Source organism: Eggerthella guodeyinii, from assembly GCF_009834925.2.
GTDB classification, from domain to species: domain Bacteria; phylum Actinomycetota; class Coriobacteriia; order Coriobacteriales; family Eggerthellaceae; genus Eggerthella; species Eggerthella guodeyinii.
The window spans coordinates 2,176,318-2,196,688 of the sequence record NZ_CP063310.1 but is presented as its reverse complement, the minus strand read 5'-3'; the positions used below and the strand labels follow the sequence as shown (position 1 = coordinate 2,196,688).

17 protein-coding genes are annotated in these 20,371 nt (G+C 57.0%); 12 read left to right on the top strand and 5 right to left on the bottom strand.

Annotated elements, in window-relative coordinates:
* The first annotated feature begins 77 nt into the window (after positions 1 to 77).
* From GS424_RS09205 to GS424_RS09195, 3 genes are all read left to right on the top strand, one after another.
* A complete protein-coding gene (locus tag GS424_RS09205) occupies positions 78 to 419 on the top strand; it encodes an arsenate reductase family protein (protein WP_160942474.1) in 342 nt (113 codons plus the stop codon).
* A gap of 64 nt (positions 420 to 483) precedes the next feature.
* On the top strand, positions 484 to 2,160 hold the full coding sequence (locus tag GS424_RS09200; RefSeq protein ID WP_160942475.1) for a hypothetical protein: 1,677 nt from the start codon (positions 484 to 486) through the stop codon (positions 2,158 to 2,160).
* A 35-nt stretch (positions 2,161 to 2,195) separates the two neighbouring features.
* Entirely contained in the window at positions 2,196 to 4,151 is a 1,956-nt protein-coding gene (locus tag GS424_RS09195; RefSeq protein WP_160942476.1) for a fructose-1,6-bisphosphatase, read from the top strand.
* Between the two features lie 65 nt (positions 4,152 to 4,216).
* Here the strand turns inward: GS424_RS09195 and GS424_RS09190 are convergent, their stop codons facing one another.
* A complete protein-coding gene (locus tag GS424_RS09190) occupies positions 4,217 to 5,203 on the bottom strand; it encodes an ArsR/SmtB family transcription factor (protein WP_160942477.1) in 987 nt (328 codons plus the stop codon).
* Positions 5,175 to 6,926, bottom strand: coding sequence for an ABC transporter ATP-binding protein (locus tag GS424_RS09185; protein ID WP_160942478.1), 1,752 nt, complete (start codon positions 6,924 to 6,926; stop codon positions 5,175 to 5,177). Before GS424_RS09185 ends, GS424_RS09190 begins: the two co-directional genes overlap by 29 nt.
* A 175-nt stretch (positions 6,927 to 7,101) precedes the next feature.
* On the opposite strand from GS424_RS09185, the gene GS424_RS09180 reads away from it, so the two are divergent.
* Both GS424_RS09180 and GS424_RS09175 read left to right on the top strand, forming a co-directional pair.
* Complete coding sequence (locus GS424_RS09180) at positions 7,102 to 7,989, top strand: aldose 1-epimerase family protein (protein ID WP_160942479.1); 888 nt, start codon at positions 7,102 to 7,104, stop codon at positions 7,987 to 7,989.
* 8 nt (positions 7,990 to 7,997) lie between these two features.
* The gene (locus GS424_RS09175; protein WP_160942480.1) at positions 7,998 to 8,579 is read left to right on the top strand and encodes a DNA-3-methyladenine glycosylase I; all 582 of its coding nucleotides are present in this window, start codon (positions 7,998 to 8,000) and stop codon (positions 8,577 to 8,579) included.
* 124 nt (positions 8,580 to 8,703) lie between these two features.
* Here the strand turns inward: GS424_RS09175 and GS424_RS09170 are convergent, their stop codons facing one another.
* Both GS424_RS09170 and GS424_RS09165 read right to left on the bottom strand, forming a co-directional pair.
* Positions 8,704 to 10,251: a flavocytochrome c gene (locus GS424_RS09170; RefSeq protein ID WP_160942481.1), complete on the bottom strand. Its 1,548-nt coding sequence runs from the start codon at positions 10,249 to 10,251 to the stop codon at positions 8,704 to 8,706.
* Positions 10,252 to 10,390: 139 nt separating this feature from the next.
* Positions 10,391 to 11,854, bottom strand: coding sequence for a helix-turn-helix transcriptional regulator (locus tag GS424_RS09165; protein WP_160942482.1), 1,464 nt, complete (start codon positions 11,852 to 11,854; stop codon positions 10,391 to 10,393).
* Between the two features lie 399 nt (positions 11,855 to 12,253).
* Between GS424_RS09165 and GS424_RS09160 the strand changes: the two genes are divergently transcribed.
* The 4 genes from GS424_RS09160 to GS424_RS09145 all read left to right on the top strand — a co-directional run bounded on the left by GS424_RS09160 (position 12,254) and on the right by GS424_RS09145 (position 17,032).
* Positions 12,254 to 13,375, top strand: coding sequence for an ammonia-forming cytochrome c nitrite reductase subunit c552 (locus GS424_RS09160; protein WP_160942483.1), 1,122 nt, complete (start codon positions 12,254 to 12,256; stop codon positions 13,373 to 13,375).
* 195 nt (positions 13,376 to 13,570) lie between these two features.
* Positions 13,571 to 14,302, top strand: coding sequence for a response regulator transcription factor (locus GS424_RS09155; RefSeq protein WP_193666514.1), 732 nt, complete (start codon positions 13,571 to 13,573; stop codon positions 14,300 to 14,302).
* Positions 14,303 to 14,353: 51 nt separating this feature from the next.
* A complete protein-coding gene (locus GS424_RS09150; protein ID WP_160942484.1) occupies positions 14,354 to 15,658 on the top strand; it encodes a sensor histidine kinase in 1,305 nt (434 codons plus the stop codon).
* A 618-nt stretch (positions 15,659 to 16,276) separates the two neighbouring features.
* Positions 16,277 to 17,032, top strand: coding sequence for a hypothetical protein (locus GS424_RS09145; RefSeq protein WP_193666513.1), 756 nt, complete (start codon positions 16,277 to 16,279; stop codon positions 17,030 to 17,032).
* A gap of 534 nt (positions 17,033 to 17,566) precedes the next feature.
* Here GS424_RS09145 and GS424_RS09140 read toward each other — a convergent pair.
* On the bottom strand, positions 17,567 to 18,154 hold the full coding sequence (locus GS424_RS09140) for a recombinase family protein (RefSeq protein ID WP_160942485.1): 588 nt from the start codon (positions 18,152 to 18,154) through the stop codon (positions 17,567 to 17,569).
* A 417-nt stretch (positions 18,155 to 18,571) separates the two neighbouring features.
* Between GS424_RS09140 and GS424_RS18145 the strand changes: the two genes are divergently transcribed.
* From GS424_RS18145 to GS424_RS09125, 3 genes are all read left to right on the top strand, one after another.
* Positions 18,572 to 18,733 carry a ribbon-helix-helix protein, CopG family gene (locus tag GS424_RS18145; protein ID WP_160942486.1) on the top strand — a complete coding sequence of 54 codons (162 nt, stop codon included), beginning with the start codon at positions 18,572 to 18,574 and terminating at the stop codon, positions 18,731 to 18,733.
* A gap of 14 nt (positions 18,734 to 18,747) precedes the next feature.
* Complete coding sequence (locus GS424_RS09130) at positions 18,748 to 19,605, top strand: hypothetical protein (protein ID WP_160942487.1); 858 nt, start codon at positions 18,748 to 18,750, stop codon at positions 19,603 to 19,605.
* A gap of 199 nt (positions 19,606 to 19,804) precedes the next feature.
* The gene (locus GS424_RS09125) at positions 19,805 to 20,200 is read left to right on the top strand and encodes a hypothetical protein (protein WP_160942488.1); all 396 of its coding nucleotides are present in this window, start codon (positions 19,805 to 19,807) and stop codon (positions 20,198 to 20,200) included.
* The last annotated feature ends 171 nt before the right edge of the window (positions 20,201 to 20,371 follow it).

The window sequence follows — 20,371 nt, the reverse complement described above, 5'->3', positions numbered from 1 at the left end:
GGGCCGGTACGCTCTCGTCGCGGATGCTTGCGCAGCATCGGGACCGTTTTGCAGGAGCGCGAAAAAAGGGAGGCAGCGTGAACATCCAGGTGTTCGGCACCAAGAAGAGCTTCGACACGAAGAAGGCGCAGCGCTTCTTCAAGGAGCGGCGCGTGAAGTTCCAGTTCATCGACCTGAAGGAGAAGGGGATGAGCAAGGGCGAGCTCGAGTCGGCGTGCCGCGCGGTCGGCGGCATCGAGGCGCTGATCGACCCGAAGGCGAAGGACCAGGACCTCGTGGCCCTGCTCGCGTACCTCTCGCCCGACCAGAAATTCGACAAGGTGCTGGAGAACCAGCACGTCCTCGCCGAGCCCGTGGTGCGCAACGGCAAGCAGGCCACGGTGGGCTACGCCCCCGAGATATGGAAGATGTGGGAGTAGGGCCCGCTCGCGCGCTCGTCGTCTTCGCGCAACACGCTTCGCAAACCATCGAGGGAGGGCGGTCATGACGATTCGCCGGCAATGCAAGGTGCGAAAGGGCTTCCTCGCGGGTGCCCTGATCGTGTTCGCGTTGGCCTTGGCCGCTCTTTCGGCGTATGCGGCGACCCATCCGAATCGGGGCGCGGATACGGCGGCGACCGACGCGTTCGGGGGAGGAAATAGCCTGGTCGGCGCAAACGAAGCGCTCGTCGTCGATCTTGAGGGCGACGGGTTTGCCCCGCTGCCGTTCGATCGGGGGATCTCCTTCGATTTCGCGGATGCGGGAGACGGCGTTCGGACCGAGTGGGTTTCGGGCACGTGCGGCATCCTGGTTCGCGATCTCGATCACGATGGGGCGATTGCGAGCGGGAGGGAGCTGTTCGGCAACAATACGATGCTCGAGAACGGCGAGCTCGCCCGCGGCGCCCGCGAGGCGCTGCGCGATCTGGACGCCAACGGGGACGGGGTCGTCGATTCCGCGGATCCCGCATTCTCCGAACTCATGCTCTGGATCGACGCGGACTCCGATGCGGTTTCCCGTCCCGACGAGCTGCATGCTCTCGAGGGGAAGGGCGTGGTTTCGATCGAGATATTGGACGGCGATGCCGACGGTTCGGAGGATCAGGCCAGTCCCGACCTCTCGTTTTTCCGAGTGTCGAGCAGCGGCATGCGGGTGTACCGCGCGTGCGGCGTGGTTCTGTGCGACCATGCCAGCGCTTCGGCGACGTTCGAGGAGCTGCCCGTTCCCGACGACGTAGCGCTGCTTCCCGACTTTTCGGGCATGGGCGCCCTGCCGAGCCTGCATCAGAGCATGGCTCGCGACGGAACCGGTCGTCTGAAAGCATTGCTGGAGCGGTTCGTCGCGGAGCCCGATCGCGGCACGCGGTTGGAATTGACCGAGCAGGTGCTGCAGGCTTGGACGGGAGAGACCGACCGGCTCAAAGTGCTCGAGGTGCTGGCGGGCGCTTCCTACGATGGGCCTACGAGCGAGCAGGCCATGGACAAGATATCGTCGGGCTACGATTGGTTGGTGACCGAGCTGTATTGCTCGCTCATGGTCGACAGCCACCTCAAGGGCTATTGCGATCGCATTCGCTTCGAGGTCATGGGCGCGGCGAACATGGGGGCTGCGGCAGATATGCTGCTTGAAACGCTGGAACGCGATCAGGCGAAGGGCGAGGAGGTTCTGATCGATTTCGTTTACAGCATGGGCATGCTCGATCCCTATTCGACGTCGGGCAGGGAGGATCTTCGAGAAGCCTTGGACGCCGTCAACCGGCGCTACGGCGCCCTGGTCGATTCCGCGACGAACGACCTTTGGTTTTCCCAGCCGGAAGCGCGCGAGATGGAAGGGTCGTCCGATCGTGCGAATCTCTTCATCGTCGCCGAGGGCGATCATGTTTTGCTCGGAGGCGCCTCGGACGACGCGTACGTCTTCTCGGCGGAGGCCGGCGCGTGCGTCATCGACGATCCCGAGGGGGCGATCGCGATCGTACTCTGGGACGGCGTCGATGCCGAGGACGTGGTCGTCGAGAAGCGCGCGCAAGGGGCGTCGCCGGATCTGTCGGATGTTCTGATAACGGTGCAGGGGCAGGAGCCTTCGATACGCATCGAGGGGCTCGAGCGTTCGCATGCCTGTTCGATCATCTTGTCGAAAGGGGATCCCGTAGACGCATGGGGCAGAGCGGTTGAGGTAGAATGAACGCGCAATGCAACGTCCCAACGAGGAGGATGGACATGGATGTGACGAACAAGCGGTACCTGGAGCTGCTCTCCCGGTCGTTTCCCACGGCCGACAAGGCGTCGGCGGAGATCATCAACCTCAGCGCCATCCTGAACCTCCCCAAGGGCACCGAGTTCTTCGCGTCCGACATCCACGGCGAGTACGAGGCGTTCTCCCACACCCTGAGGAACGGCTCCGGCTCCATCCGCCTCAAGATCGACGACGTGTTCGGCGACGCGCTGAGCGCCGAGGAGAAACGCTCGCTGGCCACGCTCATCTACTACCCGCGCGAGAAGACCGAGCTCGTGCTGTCGCAGGTGGACGACGCCGAGGCGTGGTACGCCGTCACGCTGCCGCGCCTCGTGGCCGTGTGCAAGCGCGCCGCCCAGAAGTACACGCGCTCCCGCGTGCGCAAGGCGCTGCCCCGCGATTTCGCGTACATCATCGAGGAGCTCATGACCGAGAACCGCCACGGGGTTGACAAGCAGGCCTACTACGCCGCCATCATCGACGCCGTCATCCGCACCGACCGCGCCGCCGCCCTCGTCGAGGCGCTGTGCCTGCTCATCCAGCGCCTCGCCATCGAGCGGCTGCACATCGTGGGCGACATCTACGACCGCGGGCCCTACCCGCACGTCATCATGGACGCGCTCATGGAGCACCATTCCCTCGACATCCAGTGGGGCAACCACGACATCGTGTGGATGGGCGCCTCGCTCGGGCAGCGCGGCTGCATCGCGCACGTCGTGCGCAACTGCGCGCGCTACGGCAACCTCTCCATCCTGGAGGACGCCTACGGCATCAACATCCTGCCGCTCGCCTCGTTCGCGCTCGACGCGTACCGCGACGACCCGTGCGTCGCGTTCGCCCTCAAGGGCAACCCGGACCTCCCGCCGCAGGAGCTGGAGATGAACGTCAAGATCCAGAAGGCCATGGCCATCATCCAGTTCAAGGTGGAGGGGAAGCTCATCGACGAGAACCCCGGCTTCGGCCTGGACGACCGCAAGCTGCTCGACAAGATCGACTACGAGCGCGGCACGGTGATGCTCGACGGCGTGGAGTACGAGCTGACCGACACGGTGTTCCCCACGGTGGACCCGGCCGACCCCTACCGTCTCACCCCCGAGGAGGAGGACGTCATGCAGCGCCTCGAGCAGGCCTTCACGGGCTGCGAGAAGCTGCAGCGCCACATGCGCTTCTTCCTGGACGCGGGCAGCCTGTACAAGATCCACAACGGCAACCTGCTGTTCCACGCGTGCGTGCCGCTGAACGCCGACGGCTCCCTCATGGAGACCGACGTGTTCGGCGAGGCGTACAAGGGCCGCGCGCTGTACGACGTCATGGAGCGCTACGTGCGCGCGGCGTTCGACGACGCCGACCCCGAGCTGGCCAAGCGCGGGCGCGACCTCCTGTGGTACCTGTGGCTGGGGGAGGGGTCGCCCCTGTTCGCGAAGAGCAAGATGGCAACCTTCGAGCTGTACCTGATCGCCGAGAAGGAGGCGCGCAAGGAGGTCAAGAACCCGTTCTACACCTACCTCAACGACGAGCGCGTGATGGCCGGCATCTTCGAGGACTTCGGGATGGATCCCGAGACGTCGCGCATCGTGTGCGGCCACGTGCCGGTGAAGGTGAAGGACGGCGAGGACCCGGTGAAGTGCAACGGCCGCGTGCTCACCATCGACGGCGGCTTCTCGAAGGCCTACCAGCCCACCACCGGCATCGCCGGCTACACGCTGATCTCGAACTCCTACGGCTTCGTCCTGGCCGCTCACGAGCCCCTCGAGTCGATGCGCGCCGCCGTGGTGAACGAGCTGGACATCCACTCGTCGCGCAAGGTGGTCGAGCGCGTCGAGAAGCGCACGCTCGTGGCCGACACCGACACCGGCGCCGAACTCAAGCAGCAGGTGGCCGACCTGGAGCAGCTGCTGGAAGCCTACCGCAAAGGCGAGATCCCCGAGGGCGGGAAGTAGGCGGGCATCCGTGCGGGGAACGGGTTTGCCGTTCCCCGCGGAGGGTGGTTTGCCCCTCGGCGTCTCTACAAGAAGCGGTCGTGCAGCCAGGCGCGATAGCGCTCGACGGTGTCGCGGCACACGCTGTAGTACGCCTTCGCGCCTTCTTTCGACACTTCCACCAAGCCGGCGGAGAGCAGCATGTTCATATGATGGGAGGTGGTTGCCGGGGTAAGCTCCAGCTTCTGGGCGATTTCCAGGCTGTACAGCTTGCCCTGCTTCAGCTCGCCGAGAATCTTCACCTTACTGGGATCGCTCAGCGCTTTCGCCACCAGGGCGGCCTCGGTTTCGGTGAGGCCTTCGCTCCGTCCTCCCATCATCCTGTTCAGCAGAAGGCCGACGAAGTTGTAGTCTCCCAAGACCAGGATGATCAGGGGGTTGGCGAGCGAGGGGATGACGGGGGCTTGGGGGTTCAGCGCCACGATGCGTGACATGTTCGAGGACAGCTCGTCTTTTTCAAGCTGATCCTCAAGCTGCTCAAGCAAAGGCTCTATTTCGGATGCCAGCCTTGCGTAGGCGTGCTCGTACGTCGCGAGGTTGGCGTTGATGGCGTCGATGACAAGCGCAAGTTTTTTCCGCGGTTGTTGCAGAAGGGCGGTCATCTGCCATTTTGCCTGGTCCGACAGCTCGCTCGCCTCCAGGGCCTCGATGGGCCCCCCGTCGCTTTCCAGGAGGTCGGTTATTCCCTCGCTGATGGCGGCGGTCGCCTCTTCGTCGGAAACGGCGTCGAAGTCATCGAGCCACTGGGGGTGAAGGAGGAGGTTGATGATGAGCAGGAGTCCGAGCTCGGTCGACATGTCCTCGAACAAAGCGCTTCCCTCGGTTTGAACCGCCCTGCTCGCAAAAGCGTCATAGTAACGCTCGACCAGCGGAAAGTTCGCCGCGTACACGGCGGCGCCGTTGACCCCTAACGCGTCGAGTTTCTTTACGATCTCCTTTTTCGTCGTGTCTCCCCAATTGGGATACCCGAGCAAGCAAAAGGTTTCAAAGACCGGATTGAGTTGCAGTTTCATGTACGTGGACCTCGTTCTGTTGCGTACCTGGTTCGATTATACGCTCCAAGCGCTGGAATGAGGCAAAACCGCCCCCTTGCTCGACGAGCGCATCGTAGGTGCCTGCTTCGCCTATGCGACCTTGCTTCATGAACAGCAGGGCGTCGTAGCGCCGCAGCAGTTCTGGCCTGAGATTGTGGGTGATGGTGATCAGGGTCAGATCTTCGATCCCGAGCAAGGCGGATTCGATGTCGTAGGCTGTCTGGATATCCACGGCATTCGTGCCTTCGTCGAGGATGAGCAGGGGCTTCTCCTCGATCAGCGCCCTCGCAACGGCGATCCGCTGACACTGGCCCCCGGAGAGGTTGGCACCCATCTCTCCCGCCTGCGTATCGAGCCCCTGCTCGGTTTGGGCAAGGAACCTGTCAACGCCGCTTATCCTCAGGGCTCGGTTCCATTTCTCTTCCGAATAGGGCCGCCCCAGGCCGATGTTGTATCGGATGGTCTCGTCGAACAGGTACACGTCTTGGTGGATCGTGGATATGCTGGTGAGAAGCTTATCGATGTCAAGGGTGCGGAGCTCGTTCCCGTCGATGCGGATCTCGCCGGCGTACGCGCTGTGCTCGGCTGCGAGGAGGCTCATCAGCGTGCTCTTCCCGCAGCCGCTCTCGCCGATGAGGACGTACTTCCCACCCTTTTCCAGCGTCGCATCAAGCCCGGCAAGCACGGGTCGGCCTTCCGCATAACCGAAGCTCAGATTCTCGAACCGGATATCCCTCTCGAACGCCGGCTCGACCGTTCCGGTAAAACCGGATGGAGCGGGGGAGCTCAGCTCCTCGAGTCGGGCAAGCACGGGGCCGGCCCCTTGAATCTTGGGAATGCTTTGCAGGATGATCGCCACCGGCTGCACGAACATGCCCGAGAGTTGCAGGATGGCCAAGAGCGTGCCGGCAGCCATCTGCCCGTTGAGCACGAGAAACCCTGCGACCAGCATGGTGCCTATCTGGAGGCCCGCGCCCATCACGCCGGCGATGACCTCGCTCAGGGCCAACAGCTTGTCGACGCCGTACTTGCGTTCCGAAAGCTCTTCGTTTTGGCGCGTGAACGCGGCTTTTGCCTGATCGACAAGCCGGTACGAGCGTATGACCTCGTAGCCTGAGAATTGGTCTTTCAGTCTCGTCGTGAAGAGGGATAGGCTCGCCGAATAGGCTTCCTGCCGCTTGCCGATGGGCTTGCCCAGGCTGGCCGGCAGGAGGTACATGAGAAGCAGGCCGAACAGCATGATCCCGCCGATGAGCGGGCTGTACACGAACAGCGCGACAGCGGCCATGACGAATACGAGAGCGTATTGGATCGTGTTGAGGAACGCCACGATGACGTTCTCTTCGATGATCTTCACGTCGTTGGTGAGCGCCGAAAGGTAATCGGCCGTGTTGGTTGTCTTGTAGCGCTCGGTATCGCGGGAGAGGATGCCCTGCTGGACATCGTTCCTGAGATCCTGCACCGTGCGCACGATGAGCTTCTTCTCGGCGATGGTGCCGCAGGCGGACATCGCGACAAGGACCACGATGTAGCCCAGCACCACCCACAGCATGATGGAGAATAGCCCCCAGTTCCCATCGACTACCGAGTTGAGAATGTTCTCCAGGATAACGGCCGCGCCGATGCCGAGCACGGAGTTGATGACGCTGAACAGCAGAACCAGGGCAAAGAGGCCTTTGTGGTTTCGAAACAGCTTGAGCATGGTCGCTCCTTTTCCCAGGCGCGTAGACAGGATATTGCTACATATTAGATTATTATCTAATATGTAGCAATATCAAATCCATCACATAGAGACAAAGTGAAGCAGGAACTCACGCGGGGTCAAGGCGATGCGGTACTATAGTCCAGAACGATCCTCCCCGACGAAAGGAAGGCCCATGCAGGATGCGGTTGTGCTCGCGCTGGAGAACGACGAGCTTTCGGTGCGCGTTTCGAGCAAAGGAGCGGAGCTGCAGAGCGTCGTGCGCGATGGCGTCGAGCGGATGTGGTCGGGCGATCCTGCGGTGTGGGGTCGGCGGGCGCCGTTGCTGTTCCCGCTGATCGGACGCTTGCGCGACGGTTGGTACGCGGACGGAGGACAGCGCGTGGACGCGCCGATGCACGGCTTTAGCCGTGACCGCGCGTTCGCGGCCGAGCAGGTGTCGGGCACGCAGGCGCGCTTCGAGACGTCCTCCGACGAGGGCACGCGGGCCGTCTACCCCTTCGACTTCCGCTTGCGCGTCGATTTCTCGCTCGACGGCGACGCGATCGTCAAGACGCACACCGTGGAGAATACGGGCGCCCGGCCGATGCCGTTCGAGCTGGGCGGCCACGAGGCGTATGCGACGCGCCTGTTGCCGGGGGAGCGCATGGCCGACTATTTCGTGCGCTTCGAAGGCGTCGATGCGCTCGAGATGTTCGGGATGGACGAGGCGGGCATCCTCACGCTGCCGAAGGTCGAGGTGCCGCTCGAGGATGGGCGCCTGACGAAGACGCCCGAGCAGCTGGGTATCGACACCATCGTGCTGGAGAACGTCCCCGGCAGCGTCGCGACGCTGGCGAACGCGGCGAACGGCTACGAGGTCACGGTGGAGTTCCCGGACTTCCCCTACTTCGGGATTTGGACGGCCGCCGGCCAGGCCGATGCCCGCTACCTGTGCCTCGAGCCCTGGTCGGCGCTGCCCGATGCCTGCTTCTCCCCGCGTGAGCTGGCCGAGAAGCCCAGCGTGCGCACCCTCGGGCCGGGCGAGCGCGCGACGCTGACGTACCGGATGACGTTTCGCTAGGAGGCGCTATGGAGGGGAAACGCAGGTGCTCGTGGGCGGGCGACGATCCGACGTACGTGGACTACCACGACAACGAGTGGGGAAGGCCCACCCACGACGACCGCATGCTGTTCGAGCTGCTGGTTCTGGAGGGCGCGCAGGCGGGCCTCTCGTGGATAACCGTCCTCAGGAAGCGCGAGGCGTACCGGGAGGCCTTCGACGGGTTCGACCCGGGCGCGGTGGCGCGCTACGGCGAGGCGAAGGTCGAGGAGCTCATGGCGAACGAGGGGATCGTCCGCAACCGCCTCAAGATCAACGCGGCCATCGCCAACGCGAAGCTGTTCCTGGACGTGGTCGATGAGTTCGGGAGCTTCGACGCGTTCATATGGGGATACGTGGACGGCGAACCCATCGTGAACCGGTGGGAAGCCCAGGAGGACGTTCCGGCGACCACGCCGCTTTCCGATCGCATCAGCAAGGACCTCAAGAAGCGCGGCTTCAAGTTCGTCGGCCCCACCATCGTCTACGCCTACCTGCAATCCATCGGCATGGTGAACGACCACGTGACGGATTGCTTCGTGCGGCAGGAGCTGGAGGGCGGCGCCGCGTAAGGCGCATGGGCGATCTGAACGGACCAGGGTTTGCGCGCTGATCGAAAAACGACCCTGCCGAGCGGGCGATGGCAGGGTCGTTTTCGGAGCGAAGGGCGTTTCTTGGTCTTGCTTCGACGCCCGTTCAGCACCAGCTTTCCGCTTGCGCTGCGTTCTGGCCGGCCAGGGAGCCGTTGACGAGGCAGTCCGCGATGGAGCATGAGCCGAGCCGGCACGCTCCGTGCACGCCGCCGGTTGCTTCCCCCGCCGCGAACAGGCCTTCGATCGGTTGGAGGGAGACGTCGATGACGCGGCAATCCGCATCGGTTTTCACGCCGCCCATGCAGTGGTGGACCCGGGGCCAAACGCGCGTCACGCAATAGGGAGGCTCTTCGACCGGGAGGGCGTCTTCGGGAATCGCTTTGCCGAAATCCTCGTCAACCTTGTTGGCGACGAACGTGTTGTAGCGGGCTATCTCGGTTTGCAGGGCTTCGAGCGGGATGTCGAACCTTTCGGCGATCTCCTCGATCGAATCCATCCGCCACGTGCATCCGGCATCGATGCATTTCTCCAGGTACTCCAGCGACCATTCCGGCAGATTGCGTTCGTCGACGATCTGGATCAGCGGCTCCTCGTTCGCGAGGATCGCATCGCAGTAGCGCTTTCGGTCGGTCAGCTCGTTCACGATGCGCTTGCCGGTTTGAGGGGCCACGACGGGCCCGTAGGGAAATCCCGCGTCGATGTAGGTGCCGTCGGGGCCGTAGGTCTCAAGGTCGGGGCTGCACCAGGGCCCCAGCTGGATCCAATCCATGTGGACGGCCAGGGCGTCGGCATGCAGGGCCGGCTCCAAAGCCTCCCTGTTCGCGCCGGAGCGGTTGGTGTCCCCAACCGTCTCGTCGAGCCTCGGATCGTGCTGCATCCGCCACGCGACATCTCCTCCAAAGCCGCCGGTTGCCAGCACGACCCCTTTCCTCGCTTTGATGTTGATGCATTGCCCGTGGGGGCTGTCGGAGCGTTCCTGGGTCTCGTTGTTCTTCACGACCTTGGCTCCGATGACGCGGCCTTCGTCGTTTTTGACGAGCTCGGTAAGCAGAAGGTGGCATTCGGCCGCCAGGCCCTTCGCGTTCGCCTCGTTTCTGAGAGCCCCGACGATCGCGGCGCCCGCGCCCTCCGCTTTGAGCGTGCGGCGGATGGTATGCCCGCCGTAGGGCAGCACCTCGGTTTTGCCCTCGCCGTCTTGCACCCACGTAACGCCAAGATCGTTCAACCACTCGTAGATGCCGTTCGTGCTCTCCGCGATCGTGCGGCACTTCTCGACGTCGTTGAGGTACAGGCCCGCCACGAGCATGTCGTTGACGTAGGCGTCGACGGAGTCTTCTATCCCGTGCTCTTTTTGCGCCGACGAGCCGCACACGCCGAAATCGCCGTCGCATTTGAGGGAGTTCCCCCCGTCGCTCCCGCGTTTGTCGATGAGCACCACCTCGGCGCCGGCATCATGCGCATACAAGGCTGCGGAGTACCCGGCGAAGCCGCTTCCGACGACGAGGACGTCGGTTTCCCTATCCCACGCGACCGAGTCGGCATATGCTTTGGATGCACATGCGGTAATGCTCGCAGAGCCGACGATGCCGGCGCCCAGAAGGGCGCTCCCCTTGAGAAAGCTCCTGCGCGACAAACTCTTCAATCCAGACATTGATCTGCCCCTCTCTCTTTTCGTGCAACCTGTCTTGGCTTCCAATCTCCATCGAGTATTGCAAGTTCTGCCGAAAACAAGGTGCAGAAAGTGAGGGATCTTCGTACCCCATAATGAGGGATTTAGGCATAATGCCTGATCAATTGCTGTGAGAGTTCACGAACTTGATGATGTCCTGCCTGTTGTGGATCCCGAGCTTGCGGTAGATCCGCTTCGTGTGCGTGCGCACGGTCTCCGGCGATACGTACAGCATCTCGGCTATCGTTTTCGAGGTGTAGCCCTGGGATATCAGCAAGACGATTTCCGTTTCGCGTGCGGTGAGCTCCTTTTCGTCCGCCACGTGCGACAGTATCTCGTAGTTCGAGGTGCTTTTGGCCGATTCGAGGATCGCCTCGCTGAGCGCGGGGGCGTAGCGCACGAAAAACACGAAGGCCACGACGATCAACGCGAAGGCGAGCATCAGGAGCACCTCTTCGCGGTAGGTGGAGACGGCCGCTTCCTCAAGCTGGAGAAGCATGGGAAGCACCGTGCCCACAACGGCCACCATGAACACGTTGATCGGCAGATACAGCACGCTGAACGCGGTGGCGCTCGACACTTGGGAGTTGCGGGCGACGCTCGCCGTGAATATCCAGAGAAGCAGCTTGAAGCACATGAAGCACCCCGCCAAGACGGCTGCCGCCCGCTCTCCGCTGGGAAACATCCCCAAGGCGGTGGCGAACAGGCATCCGAAAAACGCTACGGCGATCGTCGACCAGGCGACGATGAACGTATGGTCGTGGTTCTTGCTTCGCGAGCCTATGATAAGTGCTGCGGTCAGCAAAACCACGCACGTGATTGAAGTGGGGATCGCCACCCCCTGCGTGAAGGGAGCCGTGATCGCACGACTACTGCTGTAGTTGACGAAGACGTTGGCGAACGCCGCCGTGCAGAAAAAGATGCCGCACACGATGAAGGTGGGGATTTGGGCATTCTCCAAATCGGCCAATCGGCTCGAGGTCGGCGGGTCGCTGTCGTTCTTGTTCGCCGAAAGCTGCCACAGTATGCTCGTGATGGGCGGCGTGGCGATTATGATCGTGGTGCCGATGGGCTCGGGCAGCAGGCTGCACAGGGTTACGACAATCCCCACGGCGAACGAGAGGACAGGGATCAGCATGCCGAACCGAGCGGTCTCCTGGATTATCGTACGTCCCCATGCGAAGGTGATGACGATGAACCAGAGTATGGGGGCTATGCTCGCGCAGAGCCGCGCTATCCAAAATACCGGGCCATCGCTTCTGAAGGGGATCAGGAAGAGCGCGACGCTGAGGCTGACGACAAGCGAAAGAGCCGACACAAGCCAGCTCTTTTCTTTGAAGAGGGATTCGACGCGCTTTCGCTTGGCGAACAAGAAGACGATGACCGCTATGGCAACGGCGCAATAGGCGGAGAATGCAGCAAATTCGCCGTTGCTCGATCCGGCTTGCAGGGCGATGAAGTAGTCGACGCGCGCGATGTCCACCGTCGACCAGTAAAACGCCATTCCGAAGACGATGGTCAGGCAGCGGGCAGTATTCGACCGAGTGGTCGAGGTGGTTGCATGCTGGTCGATTTCCCTTACCACGCTTTGACCGTCCTTCTTGAAAACCTACATCGCAGTTTTCCGGATTCTGTAGGCCCTCTCGCACTACTGCGAGGGGGCCTACTCCCGCTCGGTTAATCCAATCATATACTAAGAAACGAAATGCGTGTAGCTTGGTTCATCGATAGCTTCTCGCCGTTCTGGTCGTGCCTAGATGCAATCCATGCCGAGCATGTCTTTGACGGCAAGGCACGCTAAGCATTGGCTGGGCGGGCCGCATCCTGGAGTTCTTTCCGCGCGATATTCGACGGTGTCAATAATTGGGAAATATAAAAGCAACTTATACCCAATAAATCAGGTATCGGTATTACCCTCTTCGCTTCCTAGAATATCCTCAGATGCAAAATGTAATGCACTATCGAGTACGAAGGAGGGGTTTGCATGGCTAAGCGGAAAGGGAAGGTTCTGATCGCCTCTACCGTCGCTGCGTCCTTGCTCGCGCTTGCATGTGTCAGCGCGTGCGCGCCAAACGGCACGGGGAAAGCCGCCGACAGCGACACCGCCGAAGCTGCTAGCAGCGAGAGGGCGACCATCGAGGAATGGAGGAAGATGTACCCTGACCAGTACGCTTCGTTCGCCACCACAGGGTGGAACGTCGACAAAGGCGTCAAGGCCGGTCATTACTACATGTTCCAGAACATGCAGCAGCAGGATCATGCCAACCTCGACTGCATGTCCTGCAAGACCACGCAATGGGACGAGCTGTCTCAGGTATACGATGGCTCGACGCCGCTGGCCGATCTCGTGCCCGAGATCAATTCTTTCTTCGATTGCTATGTCTGCCACACCGATCCCGAGACCCTTGAGATCAATCCCGGCATCCGCTCGTTCGACACCAAGCGCGAGACCTACATTCCCGATGCTCCCGAAGGTACGATTCTGTGCGGCCAGTGTCACACCGGCTACACCCCCGGCTTCGATATCGACACCATCTACGCCGAGCGGGGCGCCGAGAGCGCGGAAAAGGGTCCCGACGAGGCCACGGGTGCCCTGAAGGTCAGCGCAGGTCATCCCGATGTTGAGATCTTCTACGACAGTACGCATGCCGATATGGGCCTCACCTGCATCGACTGTCACATGCCCACTATCGAGAACGCCAACGGCCAGCCGATGACCAACCACAACGCCTCCGGACGTCTGACCGACAACCTCGAAGCGCTTGAGACCTGCCTCGACTGCCATTCTTCTAAGGGTATCGAAGACGCCGCTCAGATGCGTGACTTCGTACGCAATGCCCAGGCCGAACTCAACGCCAAGGGCGAAGAGGCGCGCGCTCTGATCAACCAGCTGGGCGACATGCTCAAGGAGGCTACGGCCGCCGGCGAGGAGTCCGAGGCCCTGGATCAGGCGCGCGAAGACTACTCTCGCGCCAGCTACAACCTGACCTACGTCGAGGGCAAGCACAAGCTCGGCAACAAGGTCGCCCATGACCCCGAAGAGCAGCACGGGATCGTCGCTCAGGCCGCCGAGCTCGCTCAGCATGGCATCGACCTGCTATCCTAGGCTCTGCGGACGGGCGCGGTAGCGCGTGCAGTTCCGGTGGTTCGCGTCGGGGCGAACCACCGGGCTTCGTTCGGACACCTCTTCAATCGGGACCCTTGGATTTGGTATACTCCCACATACGCCGTGGCGTGACGGAAGAGCGTCGTAAGCGGTGCGGTGCGGTGCCAATGTTTGGACGGGGGGGGGGGTCGCATCATGAAGGTCATGTTCGCAGACGACGATGGGGACCTGCGCAAAGTTGTCGAGCGCGTCATGCTGGAAGACGGGTACGAGTTTTGCGGCGTAGGGGATGGTCTCGAGGTTCTCGATCGTATCGATGCGGAGCGCCCCGACGCTATCATACTGGACATCTCCATGCCTTATATGGACGGTTTCGAGACCTGTTTGCGTTTGCGAGAGCGCGGCGTGCGCACTCCCATCATCTTCTTGTCGGCGAGAAGCGATATCGTCGACAAGAGCGTGGGCTTCAGAGCGGGCTGCGACGACTACCTCACCAAGCCGTTTAGCCCTTTGGAGCTTTCCTTGCGCGTAAAAGCCCTTATCAGGCGTTGCGTTTCCGATGCTGATGCGCCTGTTCCAAGTGATGTCGAAACCGCTCATGCCGCTGACGCGAAGGGATCCCAAGGAGTTATCCGCATCGGCGATCTCGAAATCGATCGGGGTGGATACGAGGTCAGGCTCAAGGGCCAGCCCGTCAAGCTCACATCCAAAGAGTTCGAGATCGTCGTGTTGCTCGCTTCCTCGTCCGGCAAGGTTTTTACGCGCGAGCAGATCCTCGATCATATCTGGGGAGAGAGCGTCGGCATGGATCTGCGCAACGTCACGGTGCTCGTTCGCAAGATACGTGAGAAGATGGAACCCGTACCTTCCAAGCCCCGCTATCTTTTGACAGTGTGGCGCGTGGGCTACAAGTTTGCGAGCGCTTAGCGGCATCGAGAGTTGCAGGATGCGAGGACATGAGGGGAAAAGTGTTGTTCGATGGGCACAACGCTCGCTTCTAGCGTGCAGGTAAGGCTGACTGAGGCGCTTGCCCGCAAAACAGCGCGTAAGCTGACGATTTCCAACTGCCTCGTTATGGCTGTGGTCTTGTTCGCGATTCTTCTCATCCTCAACGTGCTGTTCTACGTGTTCGGATTCACCCCCATCGACTCGCGTTCCGCCTATCAGACGCAAGTCTTCATCGACGAGCATCAGTCGTCGAACGACCATACCTATGGCCTGTCGACGTCGTTTATTCCCGTGCTGTATATCAAAACGGCCGACGACGAGCTTCTGAACCTGCACCCCACCGACGAGATACCGCAGGACGATGTCGATACGCTGCTGGCTCGCGATATGCCGTTCGGCGACTCGACCTTCGAGATCGACGATCGGTTCTACCGCGTGCACCATACGCTCTACGATGCCCTTATCACCGAAGGGGACCAAACCTATCACGTAGAGGAAATACTGCTGTTTCGCGATATCACCAAGGAGATAGTGCCGCGCCATCGCTTGATCGTCGCCAGCATCGTGACGTATCTGCTAAGCCTCGTTGCGATGATTCCCGCGGGATACTTCATGGCAAAGCGCGCCGTGACGCCCATTCGCGATGCCTGGGAACGCCAGCGGCAGTTCTCTGCCGACGCTTCCCATAAGCTCAAAACCCCTCTTGCCGTGATGCTCGCCAACATAGAGATGGTGCTTCGTCATCCCGAGCACCGCGTGGCTGACGAAACTCCCGCGCTCCAAACGAGCCTGGATCATGCGTACAGGATGTGCAACACGCTTTCGGATTTGCTCACGCTCACGCAGGTGGAGGATGGCGTGGTGGACCATATGTACGCGGTTGTGGATATGGGCGATATGGTGGAGCAGATGTACGAGGATTTCGAGCAGCTCGCCGTCCAGCAAAAGGTCGAGCTCAAGGTCAACACAGAGAAGGGCGCGTTGGTCCTCGGCGACCGCGATCGGCTCGAGGAGTTGGCAACCGTCTTCGTCGAGAATGCCATCCATTACACCCAACCAGGGGGCACGATCTCGATTGAGTGCGCTCCCGAGGGCACGTGTGCCGTGCTGGTCGTTGCGGACACGGGTATCGGCATGGACTCGGAAACGATCGCCCATGTTTTCGACCGTTTCTACCGTTCCGAACGGGCACGGCAAGTCAACCCGCAGGGCACAGGGCTTGGCCTTCCCATTGCCCAGTGGATTGCCGAACGCCATGGAGGCCGCATCGATATCGAAAGCGGGAAGGACGAGGGGACCACCGTCCGCGTTTGGCTGCCTCTCAAGAACGATTAGGGTCCGTCTCCCCAACCCCCCCCCCAACGATACCTTGGTTCATGCGCAAAGCAAAGCAGCCATCCCGAAAAGAATGGCTGCTTTGCTTTGTGCATCGCCGCGCGTTACTTCATAAACAAGAAATTGTGAACCCTTACGCCTATTCCCACTCAATAATCTTAAATATTATAAATTTGGTATTTGACCTGGTTAAACTATTTCAAAATATAATACTATAAATCTAATTATGCAACATATTTGCAACAAAAAGAAGAGGAAATGCTAGGGGAGAGCGCCTTCGATCATCAAAAGCCAGCCAACTCACGAAACGCACGCATCGAGAGTTGAATGCGGTAACGTGTAGGTCGCATCTGTCTCGGAACGCTGGATGATGAAAGACTATGTATTACGGTTGGCGTATCTGCTAAAATCCTAATCACCACACTGCACCCTAGAAATAGGGAGCGCTTACAACTGAAGACGCTTAAACCATCTGCCAAGAAGGTATCTACCTATCTCGGTGGTTTACGTTTTCGTAAGCGCCTTGCAGTGTGGTAACTGTGGTGGATACCTTCTATCAAGCTACTGCACCTAGGCTTCTTCCACAGTCCTACGTAATGGCATGTTGGAAGGAGCGTTATGAAATCAAAATTTTGGAAAATGGTTTTAGTTGCAGGAATTACCATACTCGCGCTAGGTTTAGTTGGGTGTGGAGGTAAAGCGGAAACTGTAAAACCCACCGATGAAACACAAGCAATAATTGGAAATATTGACACCATAGGAACTGTTACAAAATATTCCAAAGATTGTATTAGTTATATACGTTCGGCTTACGAGGCGTTAAGCAATGAACAAAAGTCATTGGTGACCAATTTGGCAACTCTCGAAGATGCGGAAAAAGCATATTCAGAAATCATGTCGGCTGATTGCGTGGACAAGATCAATGACATCGGCGAAGTAACTCTTACGAAAAATACGTCTATCGAGACCGCCCGAAGAGCATACGATACCCTTGATGAGTATGGAAAAACTAAAGTTACTAATTATGAAACTTTAGTTTCTGCCGAATCTACATTGAAGAAACTGAAAGAAGCAGAACCGCCGAGCAAGTCATCATCTTCAGATTCAACGTCCTCATCAAGTGGCTCGAAATCATCATCTTCAGATTCAACGTCCTCATCAAGTGGCTCGAAATCATCTTCCTCAAATTCTTCTTCAAAAAAGGAGACGGGTTCTTACTACAACCCTAAAGATGGAAGTTCGCTTTACGAATATAGCGACGGCTCAAAAGAAATCACTGACGGATACGGTAACGTCGGTAGAGACAAAGACGGCGATGGTAAGCTGGACGAAATCTCAACCGATGGCGGGCAGACTTGGAAGAAAAACAAGTAACCTAAGACATGTTAGAGGCAGGTAAATTATGAGCGGGAACAATAGTGGTGGGTGCATGCAGGTAATCATTATTGCATTGGGTATTTTCCTAGGGCTATGCCTGTTCGCCTTTGCGGGATGATAGACAGCACAAAAAAGCAGATTCTTTTTGAGGTCATGATGGCTGGCGTGATACTTGCTGCTTATTGCGCCAACCGCTACTTCCGTTTGTTTGACTGCTGCCTTCCTTTGTCGTTCACTCGATTTCACTTTGGCGACCTATGTGGCGGCATATTGTTTCCTGCATATACCAACTTAGTAGCTTTAGCCGTAACAAAAAACCCTTTGGTAATCAGTTTCAAACGTATAGTAGCACTCGAATTTGTCTGCTCTGTCGCATGGGAAGTGGTAGCGCCGCTTGTTCTTGCAAGAAGCACAGGTGACCCTCTAGATGCACTAACTTACTTTTGCGGAGGGCTAACGTACTTGATCTTTCGTCGCCTTTTTCTTAGCACGAAAACTAATTAATAAATAGAGTTTTTGTTTGTGATATAGCTAACTGCGTCCCAAGCCTCTTCTTTCTAGCTCTCTGTAGAGGCTTGGGCTGCTTACTCCTGTGAGTTCCTTTACCTCTCGCACAGTAGAACCGCTTTGATATAAGGCTATAGCTTTATCATAGGTCTTTGCAGATATGCGAGGTCTTCCTCCAAGGCTCTTGCCCTTACTTCTAGCCGTCTCGCGTCCCATTTGACAGTTATCTATGATCATTTCTCTTTGCCACTGAACTACGCTCATGAGAACTGTAATTGTCATTCTTCCAACAGGCGTAGATAGGTCTAGGTTCTCCTTCAAGCTTACTAAAGTAACACCCTTTTCGGTCAGAGCATCAACCGTTTCCAATAGCTGCTTGGTGCTCCTGGCAAGTCTCGAAAGGTCGCAAACAATCAATTCATCGCCCTCGCGAAGTCTTGAAATAACATCATCAAGCACCGGTCTTTTTTTTGCAACGCCTGAAATCTTCTCGATGAAGATATTCTCTTGCGGCACGCCGTAAGCAAGCAAAGCTTCTACCTGCCTTGATTCATCTTGCTCCTTGGTCGAGCATCTAGCTATTGCGAACTTCATCGCCGCCTTACCCTTCATCGAATCTCATTTGCTACAAAACATATTAACATAGAAACATTAGGTTTTGAAGATAGCGAATGAAGTAAAATAGGGTATCAGACAAAGCTAAAAGGTTGCTTTTGCCCCTTACTCCATAACTTATAACTTTTGAAGCATTGCAAAAATAATAAAAAGCTAGTCATTAGAAATGACTAATCTAGCTTCAAATCATTTACTTTTCGGGAATTAAAAAATTTGTTATAATATGAGTATCAAATATATTATGGTCAAGTTTTAGTAATTCAAACCAATCATTTTTTAAATCTAATAACAACGAATGCCAAAAGATAAGGCTATGTTTTTATAGGCATAGCCTGATTTTCTTTTGGCTTCAAGGTGTCATAAACCTACATATCAAAGCAAATCGAACACGACTACTAGAAAGGTTCTACAACTATGGGAAGAACGGAAGAAAGGAAAAACAACTTCAAGATATTATCTTGCGAAGTCCCCAACTCTCTATATAGAAAGCTGGATAGTGAAACCAAGTTGATGCGGAAAACAAAAAGCGAAGTGATTAGATCGGCGCTTAACCACTATCTGTATTCAGTAAATTAAGAAGGTGGCATTCGTTGAGAGAATCATATACATATACCTTCCCGAATCAGAAAATAGTAGAGGTGGTAAAAACAGAATGCAAGGATAAACTGTTTGCTATCTACAACATGGAAGTATTACTTATGGCTGCACAAAACCTCGATGCAGGCGCTTTCAAGTTATGGTGCTATCTCGCTATGAATCAAAACGGATATAAGTTTGCTTTATCAAGTCAAGATGCAAGGGAGAGATTCGGAATCAAGAAATCTCAATACGATACCGCTATAGCGAAGCTGAAGAGGCAGCGCTACTTGGTAAATACAGATGAAGAGAAAACGGAAGACGAAACACAATGGGGAAACCACTGGCGCTTCCACGATCTACAGCTAGACGAACTAAAGATAGGTGATTATGCTCCCTTATCCGATAACCAAACAAACGCTTATACCGAAACCGAACAAGTCTTGTATGAAAACCGAATGACCCCCATGAGTGAGGTTTCTGATAATGAAAACCATCCTTGTAGCAAAACCGATCAAGGCTTATTTGAAAACGATATAAGCGGTTGTATCGAAATAAGGCGTTCTTCGGTTGAAAATCAAACAAGAAATAATATAGATAAAATAAATAGTATAAATATAGAATACGACGATCACACCGACATAGAAGATAGCAGGAAACTACAGATCGGGAATCATCAAACTATTCCATACAGCAAAGAAGCGCTCGCTAGCGCTGAACTAATCAAAGAGATAACCAGCGTACCCGGCAACTATTACCTGATCAAAGAATCACTCAACAACAACGAGATTCCGGATGATCTAGAAGAACAATACAAGAGCTACCTTGTCGATGTAGATAACGGTCATATAGGTAACTTGTTCTCGATTTGATAGACATGTGCGGGGCTTCACGCTTCTGGCGAAGCTACCCCGCTTGATCGTGCTAAACATGCTAAACGCATGCCCGCACTCAATTCAAAAGAAACAATGATGCAAGTTGACCGTAAAGCCTTATAACTCTTTGATTTTGCTTTTGGAATACACAACTATACAGCACGGTTTTATCAACCACATCAAAGGAGATTCAAATATGAATATTGTTGAAAACTATAAACTGATATACGACGGTGCGGGAATGCACGAAATACTAGGATTGGCGAAGTCTCAAACCTATGCTAACGCTGCAAAGCAAGCTGATTCAAAAGCGCTTGCGGAATACTTCTTGGATAGGGTGAGATTCGATAGAGACTTTAGAACAAAATACTCGATAGATACAGGCAGCTTCAACATGAGTGTATCCAAAAGTGATTCAAATATTGCGAGACAAATTGACCACATACATGAAAATTGCGGCCAAGAGATAAGAAGCAAGTGGGCAAAGCCGCAACTGTCAGATAAAGAAGTAGTGGATGCTTTGTATGCGGATAGAATAGAAAAGGAACTCGCGAAGATCAGCGATAAAGTGGATGTTGTAATGCCTCTGTAAGGGCTAGAAGCGGTTTTGGAATGGCGTTTCAGATTGTGTGTGGGAAGTACGGCACAAAAGAAATATAGCGTCTTGTTCTTGGGATTATCCCAATACCACCCCCCCCCCCCATTTTTTGATACTTCTGAATAAAAAAGAGGGATGAAGCAATAGCCATCCCTCTAAAGTGCT